This window comes from Stenotrophomonas indicatrix (genome assembly GCF_002750975.1).
Taxonomy (GTDB): Bacteria; Pseudomonadota; Gammaproteobacteria; order Xanthomonadales; family Xanthomonadaceae; genus Stenotrophomonas; species Stenotrophomonas indicatrix.
Genome location: NZ_PEJS01000001.1, coordinates 1166389 through 1185376, shown reverse-complemented (window position 1 = coordinate 1185376; position 18988 = coordinate 1166389). Strand labels below are relative to the sequence as shown.

The window sequence follows — 18988 nt, the reverse complement described above, 5'->3', positions numbered from 1 at the left end:
CCGCTTCCATCCTGCCGACGGGGTGCTCCCGCCATGTCACCGCTGCGTCTCCTGCCCATGTTGCTGGTCGTCGCCCCAACCGCTTCCGCCGCGCCACTGGACCTGCCTGCCCTGATCGAATGCCGCCAGGGCGTCGCCGAGCACGCCGCGCTGGCACCGCTGCTGGCCGATCCGCTGAAGGCCGTGGCGCATGGCCTGCAGCCGCTGCCGCAGGGCAACCAGTTCATGAGCGAGTACCGCCTGGCCAGCCCGATCACCGTGTTCGGCCAGCAGACCGAGCGTGTGGCCGTGGCCGGCGCCAGCATCATGGCCGTGCTCGACCAGGCCGATCCGCGGCCGCTGGCCAAGCAGCTGGCCCTGGAGATCGGCTACGACCAGGACGGCAAGTTCATGGCCGGGCGCGAGCTGGTCAGCCGCGATGTGACCGACCCGAAGACCGGGGAGGCGCAGATCGAGTCGATCATCCTCAGCGTATCCACCGTCGCCAGTCACCCGGGCAGGACCCTGGCCGGCTGCACCTACAGCCTGGACCTGCCGGCCGAGGACGAGGGCCCGGCCGCCACCGCCCCAGCGGCCGACGGTCACTGACAGGCCCCCACATCCTGCTAGACTGGAGTCATCGCCCGGCCTGCCGGGTGCCTTTTTTCCAGAGATGTCAGAAGACGACAGTAGTAGCTCCTTCGTGGAGCACAGTGAAAAGAAGCGCGGCTGGCTTGAACGCCTGACGTCTGCTTTTTCCGGCGAACCCCACACCCGCGACGAGCTGGTCGCTGTCCTGCACACCGCGCAGGAAGAAGGGTTGATCGCCGCAGATACCCTGAAGATGATGGAAGGTGCCATTTCGGTGGCCGAGCTGACCGTGGGCGACGTGATGATCTCGCGTTCGCAGATGGTCTCGCTGCCGGTGGAGGCGCCCTTCCTGGAGCTGATGAAGCAGGTGGTCGAGTCCGGCCATTCGCGCTTCCCGGTGCATGGCGAGAACAAGGACGACATCCTCGGCGTGTTGCTGGCCAAGGACCTGCTGCGCGGCGTGGTTGCCGACAACGGTCCGGGCAACGTGCGTGAGCTGCTGCGCCCGGCGGTGCTGATTCCGGAAGCGAAGAAGCTCAACGTGCTGCTGAAGGAATTCCGCCTGTCGCGCAACCACATGGCGATCGTGGTGGACGAGTACGGCGGTGTCGCCGGCCTGGTCACCATCGAGGACGTGCTGGAGCAGATCGTCGGCGAGATCGACGACGAGCACGACGAAGCCGAGGATTTCTCGGCGCAGATCGCCATCCAGGCCGATGGCCAGTACGTGGTGGATGCGCTCACGCCGATCGGCGATTTCAACGAACGCTTCGGTGCCACCTTCTCCGATGAGGACTACGACACCATCGGTGGCCTGGTGACCGAAGCGGTGGGTCATCTGCCGGAAGTCGGTGACGAACTGGCGCTGGACCGCTTCATGTTCCGTGTAGCCCGCGCCGATGCGCGCCGGGTCCAGGCCTTCCATGTAACGGTGCTGGCACCGGACGCGCAGGACGACGCTTGAAGCACCGTGGCCTGATCCTGACGGTGTGGCTGGCACTGTGCGTGCTGGCCACGACCCTGCCACTGACCGCGTTCGCGCAGGCGGCGCCACCGGCCGTTTCGACGGCCAGTGATGCCCCTGCCCCGCGCGTTGGTGTGGTCACCATGCAGCCCGGCACCGTGTTCTTCGAGCGCTTCGGCCACGATGCCATCGTCGTGCTGGACCCGGTGAGCGGCGAGGCGATCTCGTACAACTTCGGCTACTTCGATCCGTCCGAACAGGATTTCATCGGCCGCTTCGTGCGTGGCGACATGATGTATTACCTGGTGGCGCTGCCACTGCAGCAGGACCTGTCGTACTACGATGAGACCGGCCGCGGAGCCAGCGTGCAGTGGCTGGATATCACCCCTGACCAGGCACGCTCGCTGGCCGCCGACCTGGCCGAACGGGCCAAGCCGGAAAACGCGCGCTACCACTACGATTACTACACCGCCAACTGCGCGACGATGGTGCGCGACACGCTGGACAAGGCACTGGGCGGCGGGCTGCATTCACAGCTGTCGGGCCGTTCGCGTGGCAACACCTATCGCAGCGAGTCGGTACGGCTGGCGTCCCCGGCCCCGTGGATGTGGCTGGGCTTCGATATCGGCCTGGGTCCGTTTGCCGACCAGCCGCTGTCGCGCTGGCAGGAAGCCTTCGTGCCGATGCGCCTGGCCGATGCCCTGCGGCAGGCCCGCAACAGCGACGGCCGCCCGCTGGTGCAGTCCGAGCAGGAACTGCTGCCGCACCGCATCGATCCCGAACCGAAGGAATTCGCGCGCCACTGGTGGTCGTGGCTGCTGTGTGGCCTGGTGATTGCGGTCGGCGTGCTGGCGCTGCGCAGGCGTACGCGCCTGCTGGCCGGCCTGGCCTTGCCGCTTTGGCTGCTGTGCACCATCGCCGGTGGCCTGCTGGTGTTCCTGTGGGGCTTCAGCACGCACTACGCTGCCTGGGCCAACCGCAACCTGCTGCTGCTGTCGCCGCTGTGCGTGCTGCTGTTGCCGGGGGCGATCAGCCTGCTGCGGCGGCGCGTGCCCGGCCGCATGTTCAGGATCGTGCTGTGGCTGGTGGCGGTGCAGGCCGTGGCTGCCCTGGTGCTGCACTGGCTGAGCCTGCAGGCGCAGTACAACGTGCAGTGGATCGTGCTGCTGCTGCCGGTCCACGCGGCGCTGGCCTGGGTGCTGGGGCGCCGTCCTCACTTGTCGGAAACGCAGCACTGACGCACGATGGCGGGCATGTCATTGCCCGCCCCACTGCCCGCCCCTGCTGCCGCCTCCGCCGCAGCCAATCCCACCTGCGTCATCAACTGCGTCCACTACGATGACGACGGCAAACGTCACGACATCAGCCTGGATGCCATCAGCGATGTCATCGCCAGCAACAATGGTTTCGTCTGGGTCGGCCTGTACGATCCGAACGAAGATGTACTGCTGAAGCTGCAGGAAGAATTCTGCCTGCACGACCTGGCCGTCGAAGATGCGCGCAACGCGCACCAGCGCCCCAAGGTGGAGGCCTACGGCAACTCGTTGTTCGTGGTGGTGACCACCGCGCAGATGGTTGACGAGCGCATCCAGTACGGCGAGACCCACGCCTTCCTCGGCCCACGGTTCCTGGTGACCGTTCGCCATGGCGCCTCGCTCTCGTACGCACCGGTGCGCGCGCGCGTGGAGCGCGAACCACAGCTGCTGAAAATGGGCCCCTCGTACTGCCTGTACGCCGTGGCCGACTTCGTGGTCGACAATTACCTGCCCATCACCAACCGCTTCCGCGACACCCTGGAACTGCTGGAGAAGGACATCTTCGCCGACAGCTACAAGCGCAGCACGGTGGTGCGCCTGTATGAGCTCAAGCGCGAGTTGAACAAGATGCGGATGGCGGTGGCGCCACTGCAGGATGTACTGGCACAGCTGCGCCGCTACCAGGGCGAGCTGTTCCCGGACGAAGTGAAGCTGTATATCCGCGACGTGCACGACCATGCGGTGCGCATCAGCGATGTCATCGACACGCTGCGCGAGATGCTGGGCACGGCCCTGAGCGTGAACCTGTCACTGGTGACGCTGGCCCAGGGTGAGACGGTGAAGCGGCTGGGTGCATGGGCCGCGCTGCTGGCCGCACCGACGCTGATCACCAGCTGGTATGGCATGAATTTCAGCCACATGCCGGAATTGAACCAGCCGTGGGCCTACCCGCTGATGATCGTCGCTGTCGGTGGCATCTGCGTTGGACTGTACCGGCTGTTCAAGCGGGTGAAGTGGCTGTAGGGCGTATCGACCAACGGTCGATACCCACCGGACCGGTAGGCCACGACGGTCGACACCTAGCGTACCTGTCGTGGCGCATTGGGTGAACATCAAGCCACGTAGATGGTCTTGATGTTCATGAACTCATGGATGCCGTGGTCGGCCAGTTCACGGCCGAAACCTGATTCCTTGCTGCCGCCGAACGGCAACCGCGCATCGCTCTTGACGATGGCGTTGACGAAGGCCGCGCCGCATTCCATGCGCTGGGCGAAGGACTCGCCACGCACCGGGTCACGCGTCCACACGCTGCCGCCGAGGCCGAAGCGGGTGTCGTTGGCCACGCGCAGCGCTTCGGCTTCATCCTTGACCCGGATGACCGCAGCGACCGGCCCGAACAGTTCTTCGTCATAGGCCGGCATGCCCGGCCCTACCTGGTCGAGCACGCTGGCCGGGTAACCCGCGTGCGAACCGGCGATCGGTTCGCCGCCGATCAGCACCCGCGCGCCTTTGGCGACGCTGGCCTGCACCTGCTTGTGCAGTTCGTCGCGCAGATCGGCACGGGCCATCGGCGCCAGCGTGGTGCCGCGCTCGTTCGGGTCGCCGTACTGACGCTCGCCTGCGGCTTCGACGAAGCGCCGGGTGAATTCATCGGCCACCGCTTCAACCACGATGAAGCGCTTGGCGGCAATGCAGGTCTGGCCACTGTTGTCGAAGCGCGACTTCACCGCGGCGGCAACCGCCTTGTCCAGGTCAGCATCATCGAGCACCACGAAGGCGTCGCTGCCGCCCAGCTCCATCACCGACTTCTTCAACTGGCTGCCAGCGTTGGACGCGATGGAGCGCCCTGCCCGCTCGCTGCCGGTCAGGGTGACTGCCTTCACCCGTGCATCGCGCAGTACGTCGGCAGCCTGGTCGTTGTCGATGTGCAGCACGTCGAACACACCGTCCGGCAGGCCACCATCGCGGCACACCGCCAGGATCAGGTCGGCACACTGCGGCACGTTGCTGGCATGCTTGAGCAGCGCCACGTTGCCGGCCATGAACGCCGGGGCCAGGAAGCGGAACACCTGCCAGATCGGGAAATTCCACGGCATCACCGCGAACACGCAGCCGATCGGTTCATAGCGCACGTAGCTGCGCTGGGCCTCGGTGTCGATCAGCTGCGGCTTCAGATAGTCGGCGGCATGGTCGGCATAGAACTCACAGGTGGTCGCGCACTTTTCCACTTCGGCCAGGGCCTCGGCCTTCAGCTTGCCCATCTCGCTGGTCATGGCCTGCTGCAGGTCATCGCCGCGCGCACGCAGCTGGCCGGCAATCTGCTTGAGGATCGCCCCGCGATCCTGCAGCGAGCGCTCGGCCCAGCGTGGGAACGCCTCGGCTGCGGCCTGCAGGCGCTGCTCGATGGCAGCGGCATCCATCAGCTCATGGCGGTAGGTCACCTGGCCGGTGGCCGGGTTGATGATCTCGACGGTCATGGGGGGTCTCCATCAGGTAGACCCCCATTGTGCGCCGGCCGCCGTGAGCCGGATGTTGCCGGCTCAGCCGTTGTCCTGGCGGGCCAGCTGCAGGTCGCGCTGGCGTCGCTTCTCCGCACGCGCATTGATGTACCAGCCGATCACCGCAGCAATGGACACTGCAGACACCAGCAGCGTGGCCAGCGCATTGATCTTCGGGCTGATGCCCATGCGAACCGAGGCGAACACCTTCATCGGCAGCGTGGTCGAGCCCGGCGTGGCAACGAAGCTGGCCACCACCACGTCATCCAGCGACAGGGTGAACGCCAGCAGCCAACCGGCCACCAGCGCCGGGGCGATGATCGGCAGGGTGATGCGGGTGAACACGGTCAGCCGGCTCGCGCCGAGATCCATCGCCGCTTCTTCCAGCGACAGGTCCATCTCCTGCAGGCGCGAGGACACCACCACGGTGACGAAGCACAGGGTGAAGGTGACATGGGCGATCCAGATGGTGGCCAGGCCACGCGCCGGGAAGCCCGGTATCGCGCCCATCGAGGCCAGCAGCGCCATCAGCGAGAAGCCGAGGATCACGTCCGGCATCACCAGCGGCGCGGTCACCAGCGCACCGAAGAACGGCTTGCCGCGGAAACGCTTGAAGCGGGTCATCACCATCGCCGCCAGCGTGCCGAGCACGGTGGCGGTACAGGCGGTCCAGAACGCGACCACCAGGCTGGTCCACATCGCATCCATCAGCGCGCGGTCGGCAAACAGGTCGCTGTAGGCACGGGTGGAGAACCCGGCCCAGACCATGGCCAACCGCGAGCTGTTGAACGAATAGAACATCAACAACAGGATCGGCAGGTACAGGAAGGCGAAGCCGAGCAGCAGCACGCCCAGCCCGAGGCCCTTTGCGCTACGCGGGCTCATGCCTGCTTCCCTTCCAGCAGGCGCTGCTGGGATCGGTTGAACAGTAGGATCGGTACCAGCAGCAACAGGATCATCGCCGCCGCCATCGCCGAGGCGCCCGGCCAGTTGCGGTTGTTGAAGAACTCGTTCCACAGCTGGCGACCGACCATCAGGGTTTCCGAGCCACCCAGCATTTCCGGGATCACGAATTCGCCGATCGCCGGAATCATCACCAGCATGCAGCCGGCGATGATGCCCGCCTTCGACAGCGGCAGGGTGATGCGCAGGAATGCCTGCCACGGCTTGGCGCCGAGGTCGTAGGCTGCTTCCAGCAGACGGTGGTCATGCTTGACCAGGTTGGCGTACAGCGGCAGCACCATGAACGGCAGATAGCAGTACACGATGCCGATGTAGGCCGCGGTCGGGGTGTCGATCAGCTGCAGTTTCGGCAGGCCCATCGAGGTCATCAGCGACTGCAGGCCGGTGTACTGCAGGAACTGGTCGAGCAGGCCGTTGCGGTCCAGGATCGCTTTCCATGCATAGACGCGGATCAGGAACGAGGTCCAGGACGGCAGCACCACCAGCATCATCGCCACGTTGCGCGCGGCCGGCGACAGGCGGGCGATGGCATAGGCCATCGGATAGCCGATCAGCAGGGTGAGGAAGGTCGAGATCGCGGCGATCTTGATCGAGCTCAGGAACGCCTGCGCATAGATCGAATCACGGAACAGCGCCAGGTAGTTCTCGAGGTTGAGCTTGAGCGAGAGCCCGCCATCGACGTACTGCAGCAGCCAGGTGTACGGCGGCGAGCCGACCCGGCTGTGCGAGAAACTGATCATCAGCACGATCAGGAACGGCACGGCGAAGAACAGCAGCAGCCACAGGTACGGAATGCCGATCACCGTGGCACGCAGCCCCGGCAGCCAGCGCTTGAGGCCGGCGGCGCTCATGAGGTCAGCACCACGCCGTCGTTGTCGCGCCAGTGCACCCACACCTGGTCGCCCCAGGTCAGGCCATCGCTGGCCCAGCGCTGCGAGTTGGCGAAGTTGGCCAGCACCTTGGCGCCGCTGGGCAGGCGCACGTGGTAGACCGAATGGCTGCCGAAGTAGGCAATGTCCTCGATCACGCCCTGCGCCTTGTTGGTGTGCCCTTCCGGCTCGTCCTTGCCGATCATCACCTTCTCCGGGCGCAGCGCGAACGCCACCGGCTGCCCTTCATAGCAGGTGATGCCATGGGCGATGTAGACCGGCGCCGGGAACAGCGGCGAACGCACGGTCACGTATTCGGGCAGGTCCTCGTCGATCACCCCGTCGAACAGGTTGACCGAGCCGATGAACTCGGCGACGAAGCGGTTGGCCGGCTGCTCGTAGACCTCATCGGGCTTGCCGACCTGCTGGATCCAGCCGGCGTCCATCACCGCGATGCGGGTGGCCATGGTCATCGCCTCTTCCTGATCGTGGGTGACCATCACGCAGGTCACGCCCGACGACTCGATGATGCTGACCAGCTCCAGCTGCATCTGCGAGCGCAGCTTCTTGTCCAGCGCGCCCATCGGTTCGTCCAGCAGCAGCAGCTTGGGCCCCTTGGCCAGCGACCGCGCCAGCGCCACGCGCTGCTGCTGGCCGCCGGACAGCTGGTGCGGCTTGCGCTTGCCAAGATGGCCCATCTGCACCAGGTCGAGCATCTCGCCCACGCGCTTGGCGATGGTCTCGCGGCCGAGTCCGTCCTGCTTCAGGCCGAAGGCGATGTTCTGCTCCACGGTCATGTGCGGGAACAGCGCATAGGACTGGAACATCATGTTGACCGGCCGCTGGTACGGCGGCAGCGCATCCATCCGCTGGCCATCGACGGTGATGCTGCCCTTGGTGGGTGTCTCGAAGCCGCCCAGGCAGCGCAGCAGGGTCGACTTGCCGCTGCCGGAGCCACCGAGCAGCGCGAATATCTCGCCCTTGCGGACGTCCAGGTTGACGTCGTCGACGGCGACGAAGCCATCGAATTCCTTGCGCAGATCACGAATGGAGAGATAGCCGGGCACACCGCTCGCTTCGACGACGGCGGCTTCCGGCTGGGCTTCAACGGGCATGGGGGCTCCGGGAGCGGGCGGTGGACAGCGGCCGCCATTCTACCGGCCGGGGGCCGATGGGGATATGACGACGGCGGGCGGGAAGGCGCCGCTGGCCGTCCTGGAGTACCGGACCGGTGTCGGGTTTGGCCCGCAAATGGCGCACTCCAGGCGCAACACGCGCCCCCCCTGCGTGGCCGTTGCCTGGTGTTTCCGCCTTGGCCTGCGGGTGCCGCGCCGAATCTGCAACGTTTTTCAGAACCGGGAGCCTTGATCGCCCGCCACTACCCCGTCGCAATCCCCAGGATCGAGGCCGACCATGGACGAACACGCGTGACATCCGCAGACACTTCTGTCTTCGCCCCACCCGCCCCCCAGCCCTCGTCAGCCGATCGGCTGGAGGTGGCCATCATCGGCGCCGGCCAGGCCGGGCTGTCACTCAGCGCGGTCCTGCAGGAGGCCGGCATCCAGCATCGCGTACTGGAGGCGGATACCGTGGGCGCCAGCTGGCGGCGGCGCTGGGATTCCTTCCAGACCAACACCGCCAACGCGACGATGGCCCTGCATGGCCACGCCTATGCGGGCGACGACCCGGAGGGCTTCATGGCCGCACCGGAAGTGATCCAGCGGCTTCGCGACTACGCCAGCGAAAGGTCACTCCCGATCCACGAAGGCTGCGCGGTCCTGCGTGTCACGCCCAAGGCGGGCGGCTACGCCATCGAATCCAGCCGCGGGCCGATCCAGGCCGCTGCGGTGGTGGTGGCCACCGGCGAATACGGCCGTCCCCGGATGCCCCGCGTTCCCTTTGCGCCCGGGCCGGCGCTGGCGGTACTGCACTCCAGCAACTACCGCAATTCCCGGCAGCTTCCCGACGGCGCGGTGCTGGTCATCGGCGGCGGCCAGTCCGGCGCGCAGATCGCCCAAGATCTCCGCGCCAGCGGCCGCACCGTGTATTGGTCGCTGGCCGAGCGCCATTCGCATACGCGCCGGCTGCGCGGCAAGGATTCGATGACCTGGTGGGACATGGCCGGACGCATCCACCAGCATGTGAGTGAATCGGCCGGGGTACTCGCCGGGGAGCCGGACGCGCTGCGCAAGGCCCGGACCGCAGAGTTCCCGCTGATTTCCGGCAAGGGACGCGCAGGCCTGGGCAGCTCGATCAGCCTGCTGGCGATGCACCGCGAGGGCATCACGCTGCTGGGCCGCCTGCAGGGCTTCGACGCGGACATTGCCCGCTTCGCCGATGTCCGCCCACAGCTGCGCACCGCGGTCGAGTCGACGCGGTCCGAGTACGCCTATCTCGATTCACTGGCAAGCGGGTACTACGCCACGCGGCCCGAACCGCGCACCGATGATGCCCGCTACATTCCCGAAGAGGTGTACCTGCACTGGGAGCCGGACGCCTCGCCGCGCGAGCTGGATCTGAACGCTGCCGGCATCCGCTCGGTTGTCCTCGCTACGGGCTTCGTCGCCGAATGGCCGTGGCTGCATGTGGACGGCGTGCTGGACGAACACGGGTACCCGCTCGGCGAGTTCGGTGTCTCCCCGCAGCCTGGCCTGTTCTTCATCGGCATGCACAACCTGCAGCGGATGAGCTCATCATTCCTGTGCAACGGCGGTCGCGATGCGCGCGACCTGTTGCCCGCCATCCTGCGGCACCTTGGCCGGGCCGGCAGTACCGGCTCCGACCCAGGGCAAGGCAGCTGCCGGGCAAGGCCCGGCGCTACCGGAAACGCTTAGCGACCGGTCTTCACCTCGGTCCACAGCCGGGTGTAGAGCTTGTCGGTCTCCGGCGTGTTGATCGAATAGGTGAACATCTTCGCGGCCACGTCGGCCGGCGGGTAGATGGTCGGGTCGGTGCGGATCGCCTCGTCCACCAGCGGGGTCGCGGTCGGCACCGGGTTGCCGTAGTGGATGAAGTTGGTGTTGGCCGCGGCCACCTTCGGTTCCAGCAGATAGTTGATGAACGCGTAAGCCGCTTCCGGATGCTTGGCATCCTTCGGGATGGCCAGCATGTCGAACCACTGCGGCGCGCCTTCCTTCGGGATCGAATAGGCCACGTGCACGCCATTGCTGGCCTCGGCAGCACGGTCGCGGGCCTGGATGATGTCACCCGACCAGCCCACCACCAGGCAGGTGCCGCCGTTGGCCAGCGAGCCCACGTACTGCGAGGAGTGGAAGTTCTGCACGTACGGGCGGATCGACTTCAGCAGGTCCGCCGCCTTCTGCAGATCGGCCGGATCGCCGCTGTGCGGGTCCAGGCCCAGGTAGTGCAGCGCGATCGGAATCATGTCCGCCGGCGTGTCCAGGATGGTCACGCCGCAGTCCTTCATCTTGCTGATGTTTTCCGGCTTGAACACCAGGTCCCAGCTGTTGGCGATGTCGGTGCTGCCACCGAAGCGCTCCTTCAGCATGTCCACGTTGTAGCCGATGCCGGTGGTGCCGATCATGTACGGCACACCGTACTGGTTGCCCGGATCCTGGGTGGCGATGCGCTTCATCACCGCCGGGTCGAGGTTGGCCAGGTTCGGGATCTTCGACTTGTCCAGCGGCAGGAACACGCCGGCCTGGATCTGCCGGCCGAAGAAGTTCAGCGTCGGCACCACCACGTCGTAGCCGCTGTTGCCGGCCAGCAGCTTGGTCTCGACCATCTCGTCACTGTCGAACACATCGTAGGTGACCTTGATCCCGCTCTGCTTCTCGAAGTTGGGGATGGTGTCTTCGGCGATGTAGTCGCTGTAGTTGTAGACGTTCAGGACCTGGCTGTCCTGTCCGCCGCCGTTGCCGCCGCCACAGGCGGAAAGCATGGCGGAGGCCAGGCCGAGCGTGAGGATACGCAGCTTCATCGGGTGCTCCAGAATGCAGAAAGGGGGGCCGGCCGGGCCGGCGACGGGTGCCAGCCTACCCCCCGGCGAGGGATTTTTCTATTCGCGGCCTTCACACGTTCAGCAGCAGGAACTCGCGCTCCCACGAACTGATCACGCGGAAGAAGGTCTCGTATTCCTTGCGCTTGACCGAGGTGTAGGCGCGGCAGAAGCGCTCGCCGAGCAGCGCCTGCAGCTCGCTGCACTGCTCCAGCCCGTCCAGCGCTTCACCCAGCGAACGCGGCAGGTCGTAGCCCAGTTCCTTGGCGCTGCCGGTCACCGGCGCATCCGGCGCCAGGCGCTCACGGATGCCGAGCAGCCCGCAGGCCAGGGTCGCGGCCATCGCCAGGTAAGGGTTGGCATCGGAGCCGGCAAAGCGGCTTTCCACCCGCATGTTCTCCGGCGTATCCAGCGGCACCCGCAGGCCGCAGGTGCGGTTGTCGAAGCCCCAGTGCACGTTGCTAGGCGAGACCTCACCGAACACCAGGCGCCGGTAGGAATTCACGTTCGGCGCGAAGAACGCCATGGCCATCGGCACATATTTCTGCAGGCCCGCCAGGTAATGGGCGAACAGCGGACTGAAATCCTCACCACCGTGCTCGCCGGTGAACACGTTCTGGCCATCGCTGATGCGCAGCAGGCTCTGGTGGATGTGCATCGCACTGCCCGGCTCGTTCTCCATCGGCTTGGCCAGGAAGGTCGCGTACACCCCATGGCGCATCGCCGATTCGCGCATGGTGCGCTTGAACAGGAACACCTGGTCTGCCAGATCCATCGCATTGGCGTGGGTGAAGTTGACCTCCAGCTGCGCCGCGCCGGATTCGTGGATCAGCGTATCCACGTCCAGCTTCATCGCGTCGCAGTAGTCGTACATCAGGTCGAGGATCGGATCGAACTCGTTGACCGCGTCGATCGAGTACGACTGCCGTGCCGTTTCCGGGCGGCCGGAGCGGCCCGCCGGTGGCAGCAGCGGAAAATCCGGATCGGTGTTCTTCTGCACCAGGAAGAATTCCAGCTCGGGCGCGACCACCGGCCGCAGGCCGAGCTCGGTGTATGCATCCAGCACCCGGCGCAGCACGTTGCGTGGCGCCAGCTCATGCGGTTCGCCGTTCTTGGTGTAGCAGTCATGGATGACCTGCGCGGTCGGGTCGGTCGCCCACGGCACCATGCGCACGGTGTCCGGGTCGGGGCGCAGGATCATGTCCGAGTCCGACGGCGAGGTCAGGTCGTAGTAATCGTCCGGAAATTCACCGGTGACCGTGGTCGCGAAGATGCCTTCGGGCAGGCGCGTGCCGTAATCGTGCGAGAACTTGTCGGCCGGGATGATCTTGCCGCGCGCATTGCCGGTGATGTCCGGAACCAGGCATTCGACCTCGGTGATGCGCCGCTCCTTCAGCCAGCGCAGCAGGCTGCTTTCCTGCGGGGGCGGAGGCGTGGCCGTCTTGCGCGGGCGCGTTCGGGAACTCATGGGGATTCCAGTCGATTCTGTTGGTGCTGCCGGCAAGCTTGGCCGAACGCACGGAAAATAGCGTGATAGAACGGCGTCTGCATGACACGCCACTCCGGGTGCCACTGTACGCCGAGCACGAATCGATGGCGCGGGCTGCGTGCTGCTTCGACCAGGCCATCATCGGCCCAGGCCTCGATCTGCAGGCCTTCGGCAACCTGTGCGATGCCCTGCCCGTGCACGGAATTGACCTGCACCCGATCGGCGGCACACCACTGCGCCAGCCACCCCCCATCGGCCAGGGTGATCGCGTGGGCCGGCCCATACTGCACCTCCACCGGCGCCTGTGGATCTTCGCGATGGTCTGCCAGGCCAGGCACCGCATGCACCTGCGGATGCAGCGTGCCACCGAGCGCCACATTCAATTCCTGGAATCCGCGGCAGATCGCCAGCACGGGTAGATCCATCGCCAGCGCCTCGCGCAGCAGCGCGAACGCAGTGGCGTCGCGCGCCGGGTCATGCCGGTTGCCGTTCCAGGTGCGCCCGCCTTCGTAATGCTGCGGCTCGATGTTGCTGACCGCGCCGGTCAGCAGCAGGCCATCCAGGCCCTGCAGCCAATCGCGCGCCGGCAGCGGCGGCTGCACACTCGGCAGCACCAGCGGTGTTGCCTGCGCAGCGTCAACCAACGCATGCACATATTTTTCCCCGGCCACCGCGAAACGATGATGGCCGAGCACGGTGCTGTCGGTGGGCAGGCCCACCCAGGGCAGGCGGCGCATGGGGAAACTCCTTGGCGTGGCATCAAGGTACGCGCCCGGCATCGGCATCGGCAAGCCGCTGCCCTCACACCACGGGCGCCCGGCTTGGGCCAAACTATCGGCGTGAAGCCCGACCGTCCTCCTCCGCTCCGACGCCCTTTCCCGCTTCTGCGAGGCCGCCGGTGAGCGCCGCCTTCCCGCCCAGCTGGTACGCCAGCAGCCTGCCCGAACCGCCCGCATTGCCGCCGTTGCGCGGTGAACTGCATGCCGATGTGGCGATACTGGGCGCCGGCTATACCGGCCTCACCGCCGCACTGGAACTGGCCCTGCGCGGCCAGCGGGTGGTGGTGCTGGAAGCGCAGCGGATCGGCTGGGGAGCCTCGGGCCGCAATGGTGGCCAGGCGCTGGTCGGCTACGGCTGCGAAGTGGACGAGCTGGAACGCCAGCTCGGCCACGAGGATGCGCGCCGCCTGTTCGACTGGTCGCGCGAGGCGGTACAGGCGATGCGTGCGCGCATCGACCGGCATGGCATCGATTGCCATTGGGTGGAGGGCCACGCCAGCGTTGCCATCCGCGCACGCCACGAGCGCGACCTGCGCGCCAACTGCGAACACCTGCAGCGACATTACGATTACCCGATGCAGTGGTGGGAGCGCGATACCCTGCGTGGGCAACTGGACAGTCCGCGCTACCGCGCGGCGATGTTCGACCCGCTCAGCGCCCACCTGCATCCGCTGGCCTACGCCCGCGGGCTGGCCGATGCCGCGCGCGCAGCCGGGGTGGTCATCCACGAACAATCGCCGGTGACGCGCATTCAACGCGGCGCACATGCGGTGCTGCATACCGACCACGGCAGCGTGCGCGCGCCGCAGCTGGTGGTGGCCGGCAACGCCCTGCTGCAGGGGCTGGTGCCTGAGCTCGAGCGGCGCATCATGCCGGTCGGTACGTATATCGGCGCCAGCGCACCGCTGGGGGCCGAGCGCGCCCGTGCCCTGATCGGCAACAACATGGCGGTCTCCGATACGGCCTGGGCGCTGGACTATTTCCGGCTCAGCCATGACCACCGCCTGCTGTTCGGTGGCCGCGCCAGCTATTCCGCGCTGCCGCCGCCGGGCCTGCACCGGGTGATGCAGCGGCGCATGCACGAGGTGTTCCCGCAACTGGCCGACATCCCGCTGCAGCAGGTCTGGGGCGGTTATGTGGACATCACCCGCAACCGTGCCCCGCACTGGGGCCGGCTGGATGGGAATGTGTACTTCGCGCAGGGCTTCTCCGGCCACGGCGTGGCAGCGGCCGGGCTGGCCGGTGAAGTGATCGCCGAAGCCATCGTTGGCCAGAGCGAGCGGCTGGACGTGTTCCAGCGCCTGCGCCATGCCCCCTTCCCCGGCGGACGCCTGCTGCGCATGCCGCTGCTGGTGGCGGCCATGTCCTGGTACAAGCTGCGGGATGCGTTGTGGTGAGCTGATCAGGAAGCGAGCTGAATCTACCGCCCGCCGAAAACTGTGAAACTCGTCGCCGCCGGTATTCCTGTGATGACTTTCTCACTTGCCGGGCCGAGCGCTGAGGCGATTGCATAATCGAACGCGTGTCGATACCGTCGCTAAGAACCGGGTCCCGCGGCGAATGGATGCTGACAGGGAACGTACTGTGAAGGGGTAGTGCGATTGAACTGGTGGAATGAAGGCCTGCAGCTGAAGTTGCGCATCCATCCGGCAGGACTTGCCTTGGCTGTGCTGTACGCGATTGCCTGCTGGGCCACACGGCAGCTCTCGCTTGATCAGTTCTATCTTCCCGCCGGCGTACGCGTTGCTGCGGTACTGCTCTGCCCACCTCGGCTTTGGCCTTATCTCCTGCTGGGCGAGTATGCCTACTTCGCGCAGATGCGCGTGCCGATGATCGATCGGTACGGATTGACGTGGGTCATTCTTGGCTCGGCATTCCAGATGCCGGTCGTCATGACGATCGTCCATCTTCACCGCAACGTGATCTCGGCAGTAAAGAATGCCTGGCTCATATCGGTTGCCGCATTCGCCGCAATATCCGTCACGCTGATCAACCTGCTTCTTGCAAATTTCCTCTGGCCGACACCACCCGATTTCCCCCTATTGACCGGCATCGTCCGCCTGGTGGTGGGTGACTTCATCGGTATCCTGACGTTCGCGCCACTTGTGCTGCTCTGGTCTCGAGGGAAGGCCGAAGTACAGGTACGGAAGCGTGACGTCGCGCAGATGGCGGGGGCCCTCGCACTGATGGTCGTGCTCGGCCTGTCAGCTGCGGATGTGCCAGCTGATGCAGTGACGACGAAAGTGTCTCTGCAACTTCTCATGGCACTTCCTGCGGTCCTTCTGACATGCGTGTATGGATGGCGGGGCGCCGCCATCGGCGTGCCGACCCTGAACATGATCATCGGTCTGACCACACCCGCCACTCACCCGGAGTCGTTCGACCCTGCGTCATTCGCTACCCAGCAGATCATGGCCGTCACCGGCGCAGCGCTGCTCATACTTGGCTCCCGGATCACCCACTACTATCGGCGTTATCGACTCAGGGAGATCGGGGAGAGAAATGCCATAAGACTCGCGCGGAGCTCACATGTCGCCAGTGAGCTTGACCTTCGCGAACGTGCGTTGCATCTAAGGAGGCTGGGTGATGGCATTGATCACGCGCTTGACGAGGTGATCAACTGGCTTTCCGCTCAGGGCCATCTTTCGATTGCGGAGAGTCTTGTGCATGTGGCGTCGATCCATTCGCGCCAGCTGCGCGAGCAGACAAGCATGATCTATCCGACGGCTCTGGAGCACCTCGGGCTTTATGTTGCATTGAGGGCAGGAGGCGTCCGCGAAGCGTGGGAGAAGACGGCCCGTGTCGCCAATCCGGCGCTGCTTGGCGACCCCTGCCAACTCAGCGTCGGCCTGCAACTAGCCGCCTACCGCACGGTGATCGACGCGGTGTCATTGCTGATCCAGGGTGAAGCAGGGCAGATCCACGTGCGGGCACGCTGCGGACGTATCGGTTCGCATCGTGGAATCCTGATGACGGTTTCCTTGCTGGATCAACAGCGACACCTCTCCGACGCAACTGTCGCCGCAGCCATGGAACGTTTGGCCGGGAGAACGCTGGCCTACGGGGGCGCACTGAAATGCACCCGGAATCGCATCATGCTGGCAATGAAGGAAACGGGCACGGCCGCCCCTCTGGAAGTTTTCACGTCAAATGGAAGAAACAGCATTTCGGGATTCGAAGCGGATGCCTCACGCGCGAAGGCGTGATTGACAGGCCCCGCCGGCTTCTGATTCCGGAGCATGCATGTACCGCCACCGGTGTTGAGGCGAAAACGTGCAAGCGGCTTCAGCCGCCTGCACGTCCAGCATCTTGAAGCCGAGTACTACGGTGCTTCAATGGACCAGATGTCGCCATCGCTGCTCGCGTACCGCACCAGCACCACATCCTGCGCACGATATACCTCGAAACGCCGTGCCGCACCCGGAACAGTGAGTCGCTGACCGGGAAGCGAAACACGCGCCGCAGACTTGCCTGCGGGCAATGCGAAGTAGGCATCACCGGCGTTGCCGATGATCACCTTTACCTGCCCGGCCAGATCGTTGACCTGCAGATAGACCACGCCATCGCGCTGGAAAGCGTACACCTGCAACGCGGGATCGGCGCTGATGTCTGCAGCGGCGGGATGGGTCTCACCAAGGCCCTCCGTCGAAACTGCGGCACTTGCCAAGGGTTTTCCGTGGTAGTCACCGCCTCCTCTATCACTCGCGAAAACTGGAGCTGCGACAAACACTGCTGCACTGGTTACCACACCAACAATCATGGATCGCACAATGACCTCCTGGTCGGGGTGAGAGCAAACAACTTCGCAGCGATAGTAACGTCTTCCAGCCCCAACACAGTGAGGGCTGAATAATCCGGACGATTTAGTCCCATATGTGCACCCGACGCCCCCCCGGCCCTACTTCCTTGGCGGGAAAACATGGTGCCGATTGCGTCTGCACTCATCCATGGATAGTGTTCATTACCGGGTCGGCGGTAGCTTAGCGATGGCAAGGAGGCTTTTCTGGACCGTTTGAAGAATGCCTTCGAGGTGAGCTTCCGCATTCGACCGGTCGGACTTGCGCTGGCCGCCGTCTACGCTGCCAGCTGCCTCGTCTCGCGCCAGTTCTCGCTGGACCAGTTCTTCCTGCCAGCAGGTATCCGGGCGGCTGCGCTGCTGATCGTCCCGATGCGCCTGTGGCCCTATCTGTTGCTCGGCGAGTACATCTACTTCGCCAAGCTGCGCCTTCCCATGATCGATACCTACGGCTTGGACTGGGTCATCCTGGCATCGACCCTGCTGATGCCGATGGCGATGCTGGTGATCTATCTGCATCGGATGAGAACACCATCCGAGGCCGCCACCGGCCTCTGGCTGCTGTCGTTGTCGTTCTGCACAGCGCTGTTCGTCCCGGGTCTTAATCTGGGCATTTCATATGCCCTCTGGACGAATCCGCCGCCCAGCAACCTGCTGGACGCGGTCGATCGGGCAATCTTTGGCCACTTCGCCGCCATCATCACCTTGGTCCCGCTGGCCTTCCTGTGGGGCCTGCGGCACGCAGATCCCAGCTGGCGCACCCGCCTTGTCGCGCCCACCGCTGTGGCGATCCTGTTGATGCTGATACTGGGCTTGGGTATGCAGCTGACAGGCAGCAGCGCCCATGTCGCCCGCAAACACCTTGTACTGATAGCGGCCCTGCCCGCCATCGCCCTGACCTTCATGCATGGTTGGCGTGGTGCAGCCATTGCAATTCCGCTGTTGAACCTCCCGCTTCATGCCGCGACGCCCAGCACTGGCCTCCCCTCCTCCTTCGACCTGGGCACGTTCGCAACCCAACAGAACATGGCGGTGATGAGTGTCGCTCTGCTCGCGCTGGGATCCAGCATCAGCTATCACCATCAACGCGCCCGGTCCCGAGGCTTGGCAGAGGAAACCACGTTGCGCCTGACACGCAGCTCCCACCAGACCAGCGAGCGTGAGCTACGCGAGCGGGCCATCCGTCTCAAGCATCTGAGTGAGGGCATGGACAGTTCGCTCAGCGAGATGGTCAGCTGGCTGAAGTCCCAGGGTCACCACGCGGTTGCAAACAGCCTGCACCATGCATCGTCCGTGCATTCACGACTGTTCCGGGAACAAGCCAGCCTGGTCTACCCCACTGGACTGGAACAGGTCGGGCTGTATGTCGCGTTGCAAGGCGGTGGCGCGTACAGGATCTGGAGCAATACCCACCGGGTCAATCGACCCAGGTTGACCGGAAACCCGTTCATCCTGAATGTAGACCTGCAATTGGTGATCTACCGCACCCTGATCGAGGCGGTCTCGCTGCTGCTGGAACTGGAGGCGGGCCAGATCTGTGTACGGACCCGGTGTGGCACGGCCGGTAGCCGCCGTGGCATCGTCGCGGTCGTCGCACTGCTGGACCGTGGCTGTGCGCTGTCCACTGACACGACCCACCAGGCCGTCGAGCGCCTGAGCGGACGGATTCAGGCCTACGGTGGCGCGGTACATTGCCGCAGCAATCGGCTCCGCCTTGCGGTATACGACTCGATTTCCAGTGTGCAGCCGCAGATTCCAACGTCGGCCTGACACACCCGCTGCGTGCCGGTTGTCCTGCGCGGCTAAAGTTGCACCTGAAACCGCCGCTATCGGTGCCGAGCCCTCC

At 65.4% G+C, this 18988-nt stretch carries 16 protein-coding genes; 8 read left to right on the top strand and 8 right to left on the bottom strand.

Features of this window, described 5'->3' with window-relative positions:
- Positions 1–33: 33 nt before the first annotated feature.
- The 4 genes from CR918_RS05465 to CR918_RS05450 all read left to right on the top strand — a co-directional run bounded on the left by CR918_RS05465 (position 34) and on the right by CR918_RS05450 (position 3813).
- A complete protein-coding gene (locus CR918_RS05465; RefSeq protein ID WP_025875308.1) occupies positions 34–588 on the top strand; it encodes a hypothetical protein in 555 nt (184 codons plus the stop codon).
- A gap of 64 nt (positions 589–652) precedes the next feature.
- On the top strand, positions 653–1534 hold the full coding sequence (locus tag CR918_RS05460) for a CorC family transporter (RefSeq protein WP_032975685.1): 882 nt from the start codon (positions 653–655) through the stop codon (positions 1532–1534).
- Positions 1531–2772, top strand: a complete 1242-nt coding sequence (locus tag CR918_RS05455) for a lipoprotein N-acyltransferase Lnb domain-containing protein (protein ID WP_099783469.1) — start codon at positions 1531–1533, stop codon at positions 2770–2772. The genes CR918_RS05460 and CR918_RS05455 overlap by 4 nt, the downstream gene beginning before the upstream one ends.
- 6 nt (positions 2773–2778) lie before the next feature.
- On the top strand, positions 2779–3813 hold the full coding sequence (locus CR918_RS05450; protein ID WP_051501564.1) for a magnesium and cobalt transport protein CorA: 1035 nt from the start codon (positions 2779–2781) through the stop codon (positions 3811–3813).
- Positions 3814–3902: 89 nt separating this feature from the next.
- Here CR918_RS05450 and CR918_RS05445 read toward each other — a convergent pair whose 3' ends face one another.
- The 4 genes from CR918_RS05445 to CR918_RS05430 all read right to left on the bottom strand — a co-directional run bounded on the left by CR918_RS05445 (position 3903) and on the right by CR918_RS05430 (position 8235).
- A complete protein-coding gene (locus CR918_RS05445; protein ID WP_099842218.1) occupies positions 3903–5267 on the bottom strand; it encodes an NAD-dependent succinate-semialdehyde dehydrogenase in 1365 nt (454 codons plus the stop codon).
- Positions 5268–5330: 63 nt separating this feature from the next.
- The gene (locus CR918_RS05440) at positions 5331–6173 is read right to left on the bottom strand and encodes an ABC transporter permease subunit (protein ID WP_025875316.1); all 843 of its coding nucleotides are present in this window, start codon (positions 6171–6173) and stop codon (positions 5331–5333) included.
- Positions 6170–7102, bottom strand: coding sequence for an ABC transporter permease subunit (locus CR918_RS05435; RefSeq protein ID WP_032975682.1), 933 nt, complete (start codon positions 7100–7102; stop codon positions 6170–6172). Before CR918_RS05435 ends, CR918_RS05440 begins: the two co-directional genes overlap by 4 nt.
- Positions 7099–8235 carry an ABC transporter ATP-binding protein gene (locus CR918_RS05430; RefSeq protein ID WP_099783465.1) on the bottom strand — a complete coding sequence of 379 codons (1137 nt, stop codon included), beginning with the start codon at positions 8233–8235 and terminating at the stop codon, positions 7099–7101. The genes CR918_RS05435 and CR918_RS05430 overlap by 4 nt, the downstream gene beginning before the upstream one ends.
- 249 nt (positions 8236–8484) lie before the next feature.
- On the opposite strand from CR918_RS05430, the gene CR918_RS05425 reads away from it, so the two are divergent.
- A complete protein-coding gene (locus CR918_RS05425; protein WP_425480178.1) occupies positions 8485–9954 on the top strand; it encodes a flavin-containing monooxygenase in 1470 nt (489 codons plus the stop codon).
- Here the strand turns inward: CR918_RS05425 and CR918_RS05420 are convergent.
- From CR918_RS05420 to CR918_RS05410, 3 genes are all read right to left on the bottom strand, one after another.
- Positions 9951–11060, bottom strand: a complete 1110-nt coding sequence (locus CR918_RS05420) for a polyamine ABC transporter substrate-binding protein (protein ID WP_032975677.1) — start codon at positions 11058–11060, stop codon at positions 9951–9953. The two genes, CR918_RS05425 and CR918_RS05420, sit on opposite strands and share 4 nt — an antisense overlap.
- A gap of 91 nt (positions 11061–11151) precedes the next feature.
- Positions 11152–12546 (bottom strand): glutamine synthetase family protein, encoded by a 1395-nt coding sequence (locus tag CR918_RS05415; protein WP_025875326.1) that lies wholly within the window; start codon positions 12544–12546, stop codon positions 11152–11154.
- A complete protein-coding gene (locus CR918_RS05410; RefSeq protein ID WP_099842217.1) occupies positions 12543–13304 on the bottom strand; it encodes a gamma-glutamyl-gamma-aminobutyrate hydrolase family protein in 762 nt (253 codons plus the stop codon). The genes CR918_RS05415 and CR918_RS05410 overlap by 4 nt, the downstream gene beginning before the upstream one ends.
- A gap of 161 nt (positions 13305–13465) precedes the next feature.
- On the opposite strand from CR918_RS05410, the gene CR918_RS05405 reads away from it, so the two are divergent.
- Complete coding sequence (locus CR918_RS05405) at positions 13466–14743, top strand: NAD(P)/FAD-dependent oxidoreductase (protein WP_099842216.1); 1278 nt, start codon at positions 13466–13468, stop codon at positions 14741–14743.
- Between the two features lie 198 nt (positions 14744–14941).
- On the top strand, positions 14942–16552 hold the full coding sequence (locus tag CR918_RS05400) for an MASE1 domain-containing protein (protein WP_099842215.1): 1611 nt from the start codon (positions 14942–14944) through the stop codon (positions 16550–16552).
- Between the two features lie 116 nt (positions 16553–16668).
- Here CR918_RS05400 and CR918_RS05395 read toward each other — a convergent pair whose 3' ends face one another.
- Positions 16669–17013, bottom strand: coding sequence for a hypothetical protein (locus CR918_RS05395; RefSeq protein ID WP_025875335.1), 345 nt, complete (start codon positions 17011–17013; stop codon positions 16669–16671).
- Positions 17014–17349: 336 nt separating this feature from the next.
- Here CR918_RS05395 and CR918_RS05390 point away from each other — a divergent pair, with 336 nt between their 5' ends.
- On the top strand, positions 17350–18912 hold the full coding sequence (locus tag CR918_RS05390) for an MASE1 domain-containing protein (RefSeq protein WP_099842214.1): 1563 nt from the start codon (positions 17350–17352) through the stop codon (positions 18910–18912).
- The last annotated feature ends 76 nt before the right edge of the window (positions 18913–18988 follow it).

What these genes read in the sequence shown, in the direction of transcription:
- CR918_RS05465 (WP_025875308.1), top strand. Translation starts at nt 34, where the DNA reads ATGTCACCGCTGCGTCTCCTGCCCATGTTGCTGGTCGTCGCCCCAACC.
- CR918_RS05460 (WP_032975685.1), top strand. Translation starts at nt 653, where the DNA reads ATGTCAGAAGACGACAGTAGTAGCTCCTTCGTGGAGCACAGTGAAAAG.
- CR918_RS05450 (WP_051501564.1), top strand. Translation starts at nt 2,779, where the DNA reads ATGGCGGGCATGTCATTGCCCGCCCCACTGCCCGCCCCTGCTGCCGCC.
- CR918_RS05445 (WP_099842218.1), bottom strand. Translation starts at nt 5,267, where the DNA reads ATGACCGTCGAGATCATCAACCCGGCCACCGGCCAGGTGACCTACCGC.
- CR918_RS05440 (WP_025875316.1), bottom strand. Translation starts at nt 6,173, where the DNA reads ATGAGCCCGCGTAGCGCAAAGGGCCTCGGGCTGGGCGTGCTGCTGCTC.
- CR918_RS05435 (WP_032975682.1), bottom strand. Translation starts at nt 7,102, where the DNA reads ATGAGCGCCGCCGGCCTCAAGCGCTGGCTGCCGGGGCTGCGTGCCACG.
- CR918_RS05430 (WP_099783465.1), bottom strand. Translation starts at nt 8,235, where the DNA reads ATGCCCGTTGAAGCCCAGCCGGAAGCCGCCGTCGTCGAAGCGAGCGGT.
- CR918_RS05420 (WP_032975677.1), bottom strand. Translation starts at nt 11,060, where the DNA reads ATGAAGCTGCGTATCCTCACGCTCGGCCTGGCCTCCGCCATGCTTTCC.
- CR918_RS05415 (WP_025875326.1), bottom strand. Translation starts at nt 12,546, where the DNA reads ATGAGTTCCCGAACGCGCCCGCGCAAGACGGCCACGCCTCCGCCCCCG.
- CR918_RS05410 (WP_099842217.1), bottom strand. Translation starts at nt 13,304, where the DNA reads ATGCGCCGCCTGCCCTGGGTGGGCCTGCCCACCGACAGCACCGTGCTC.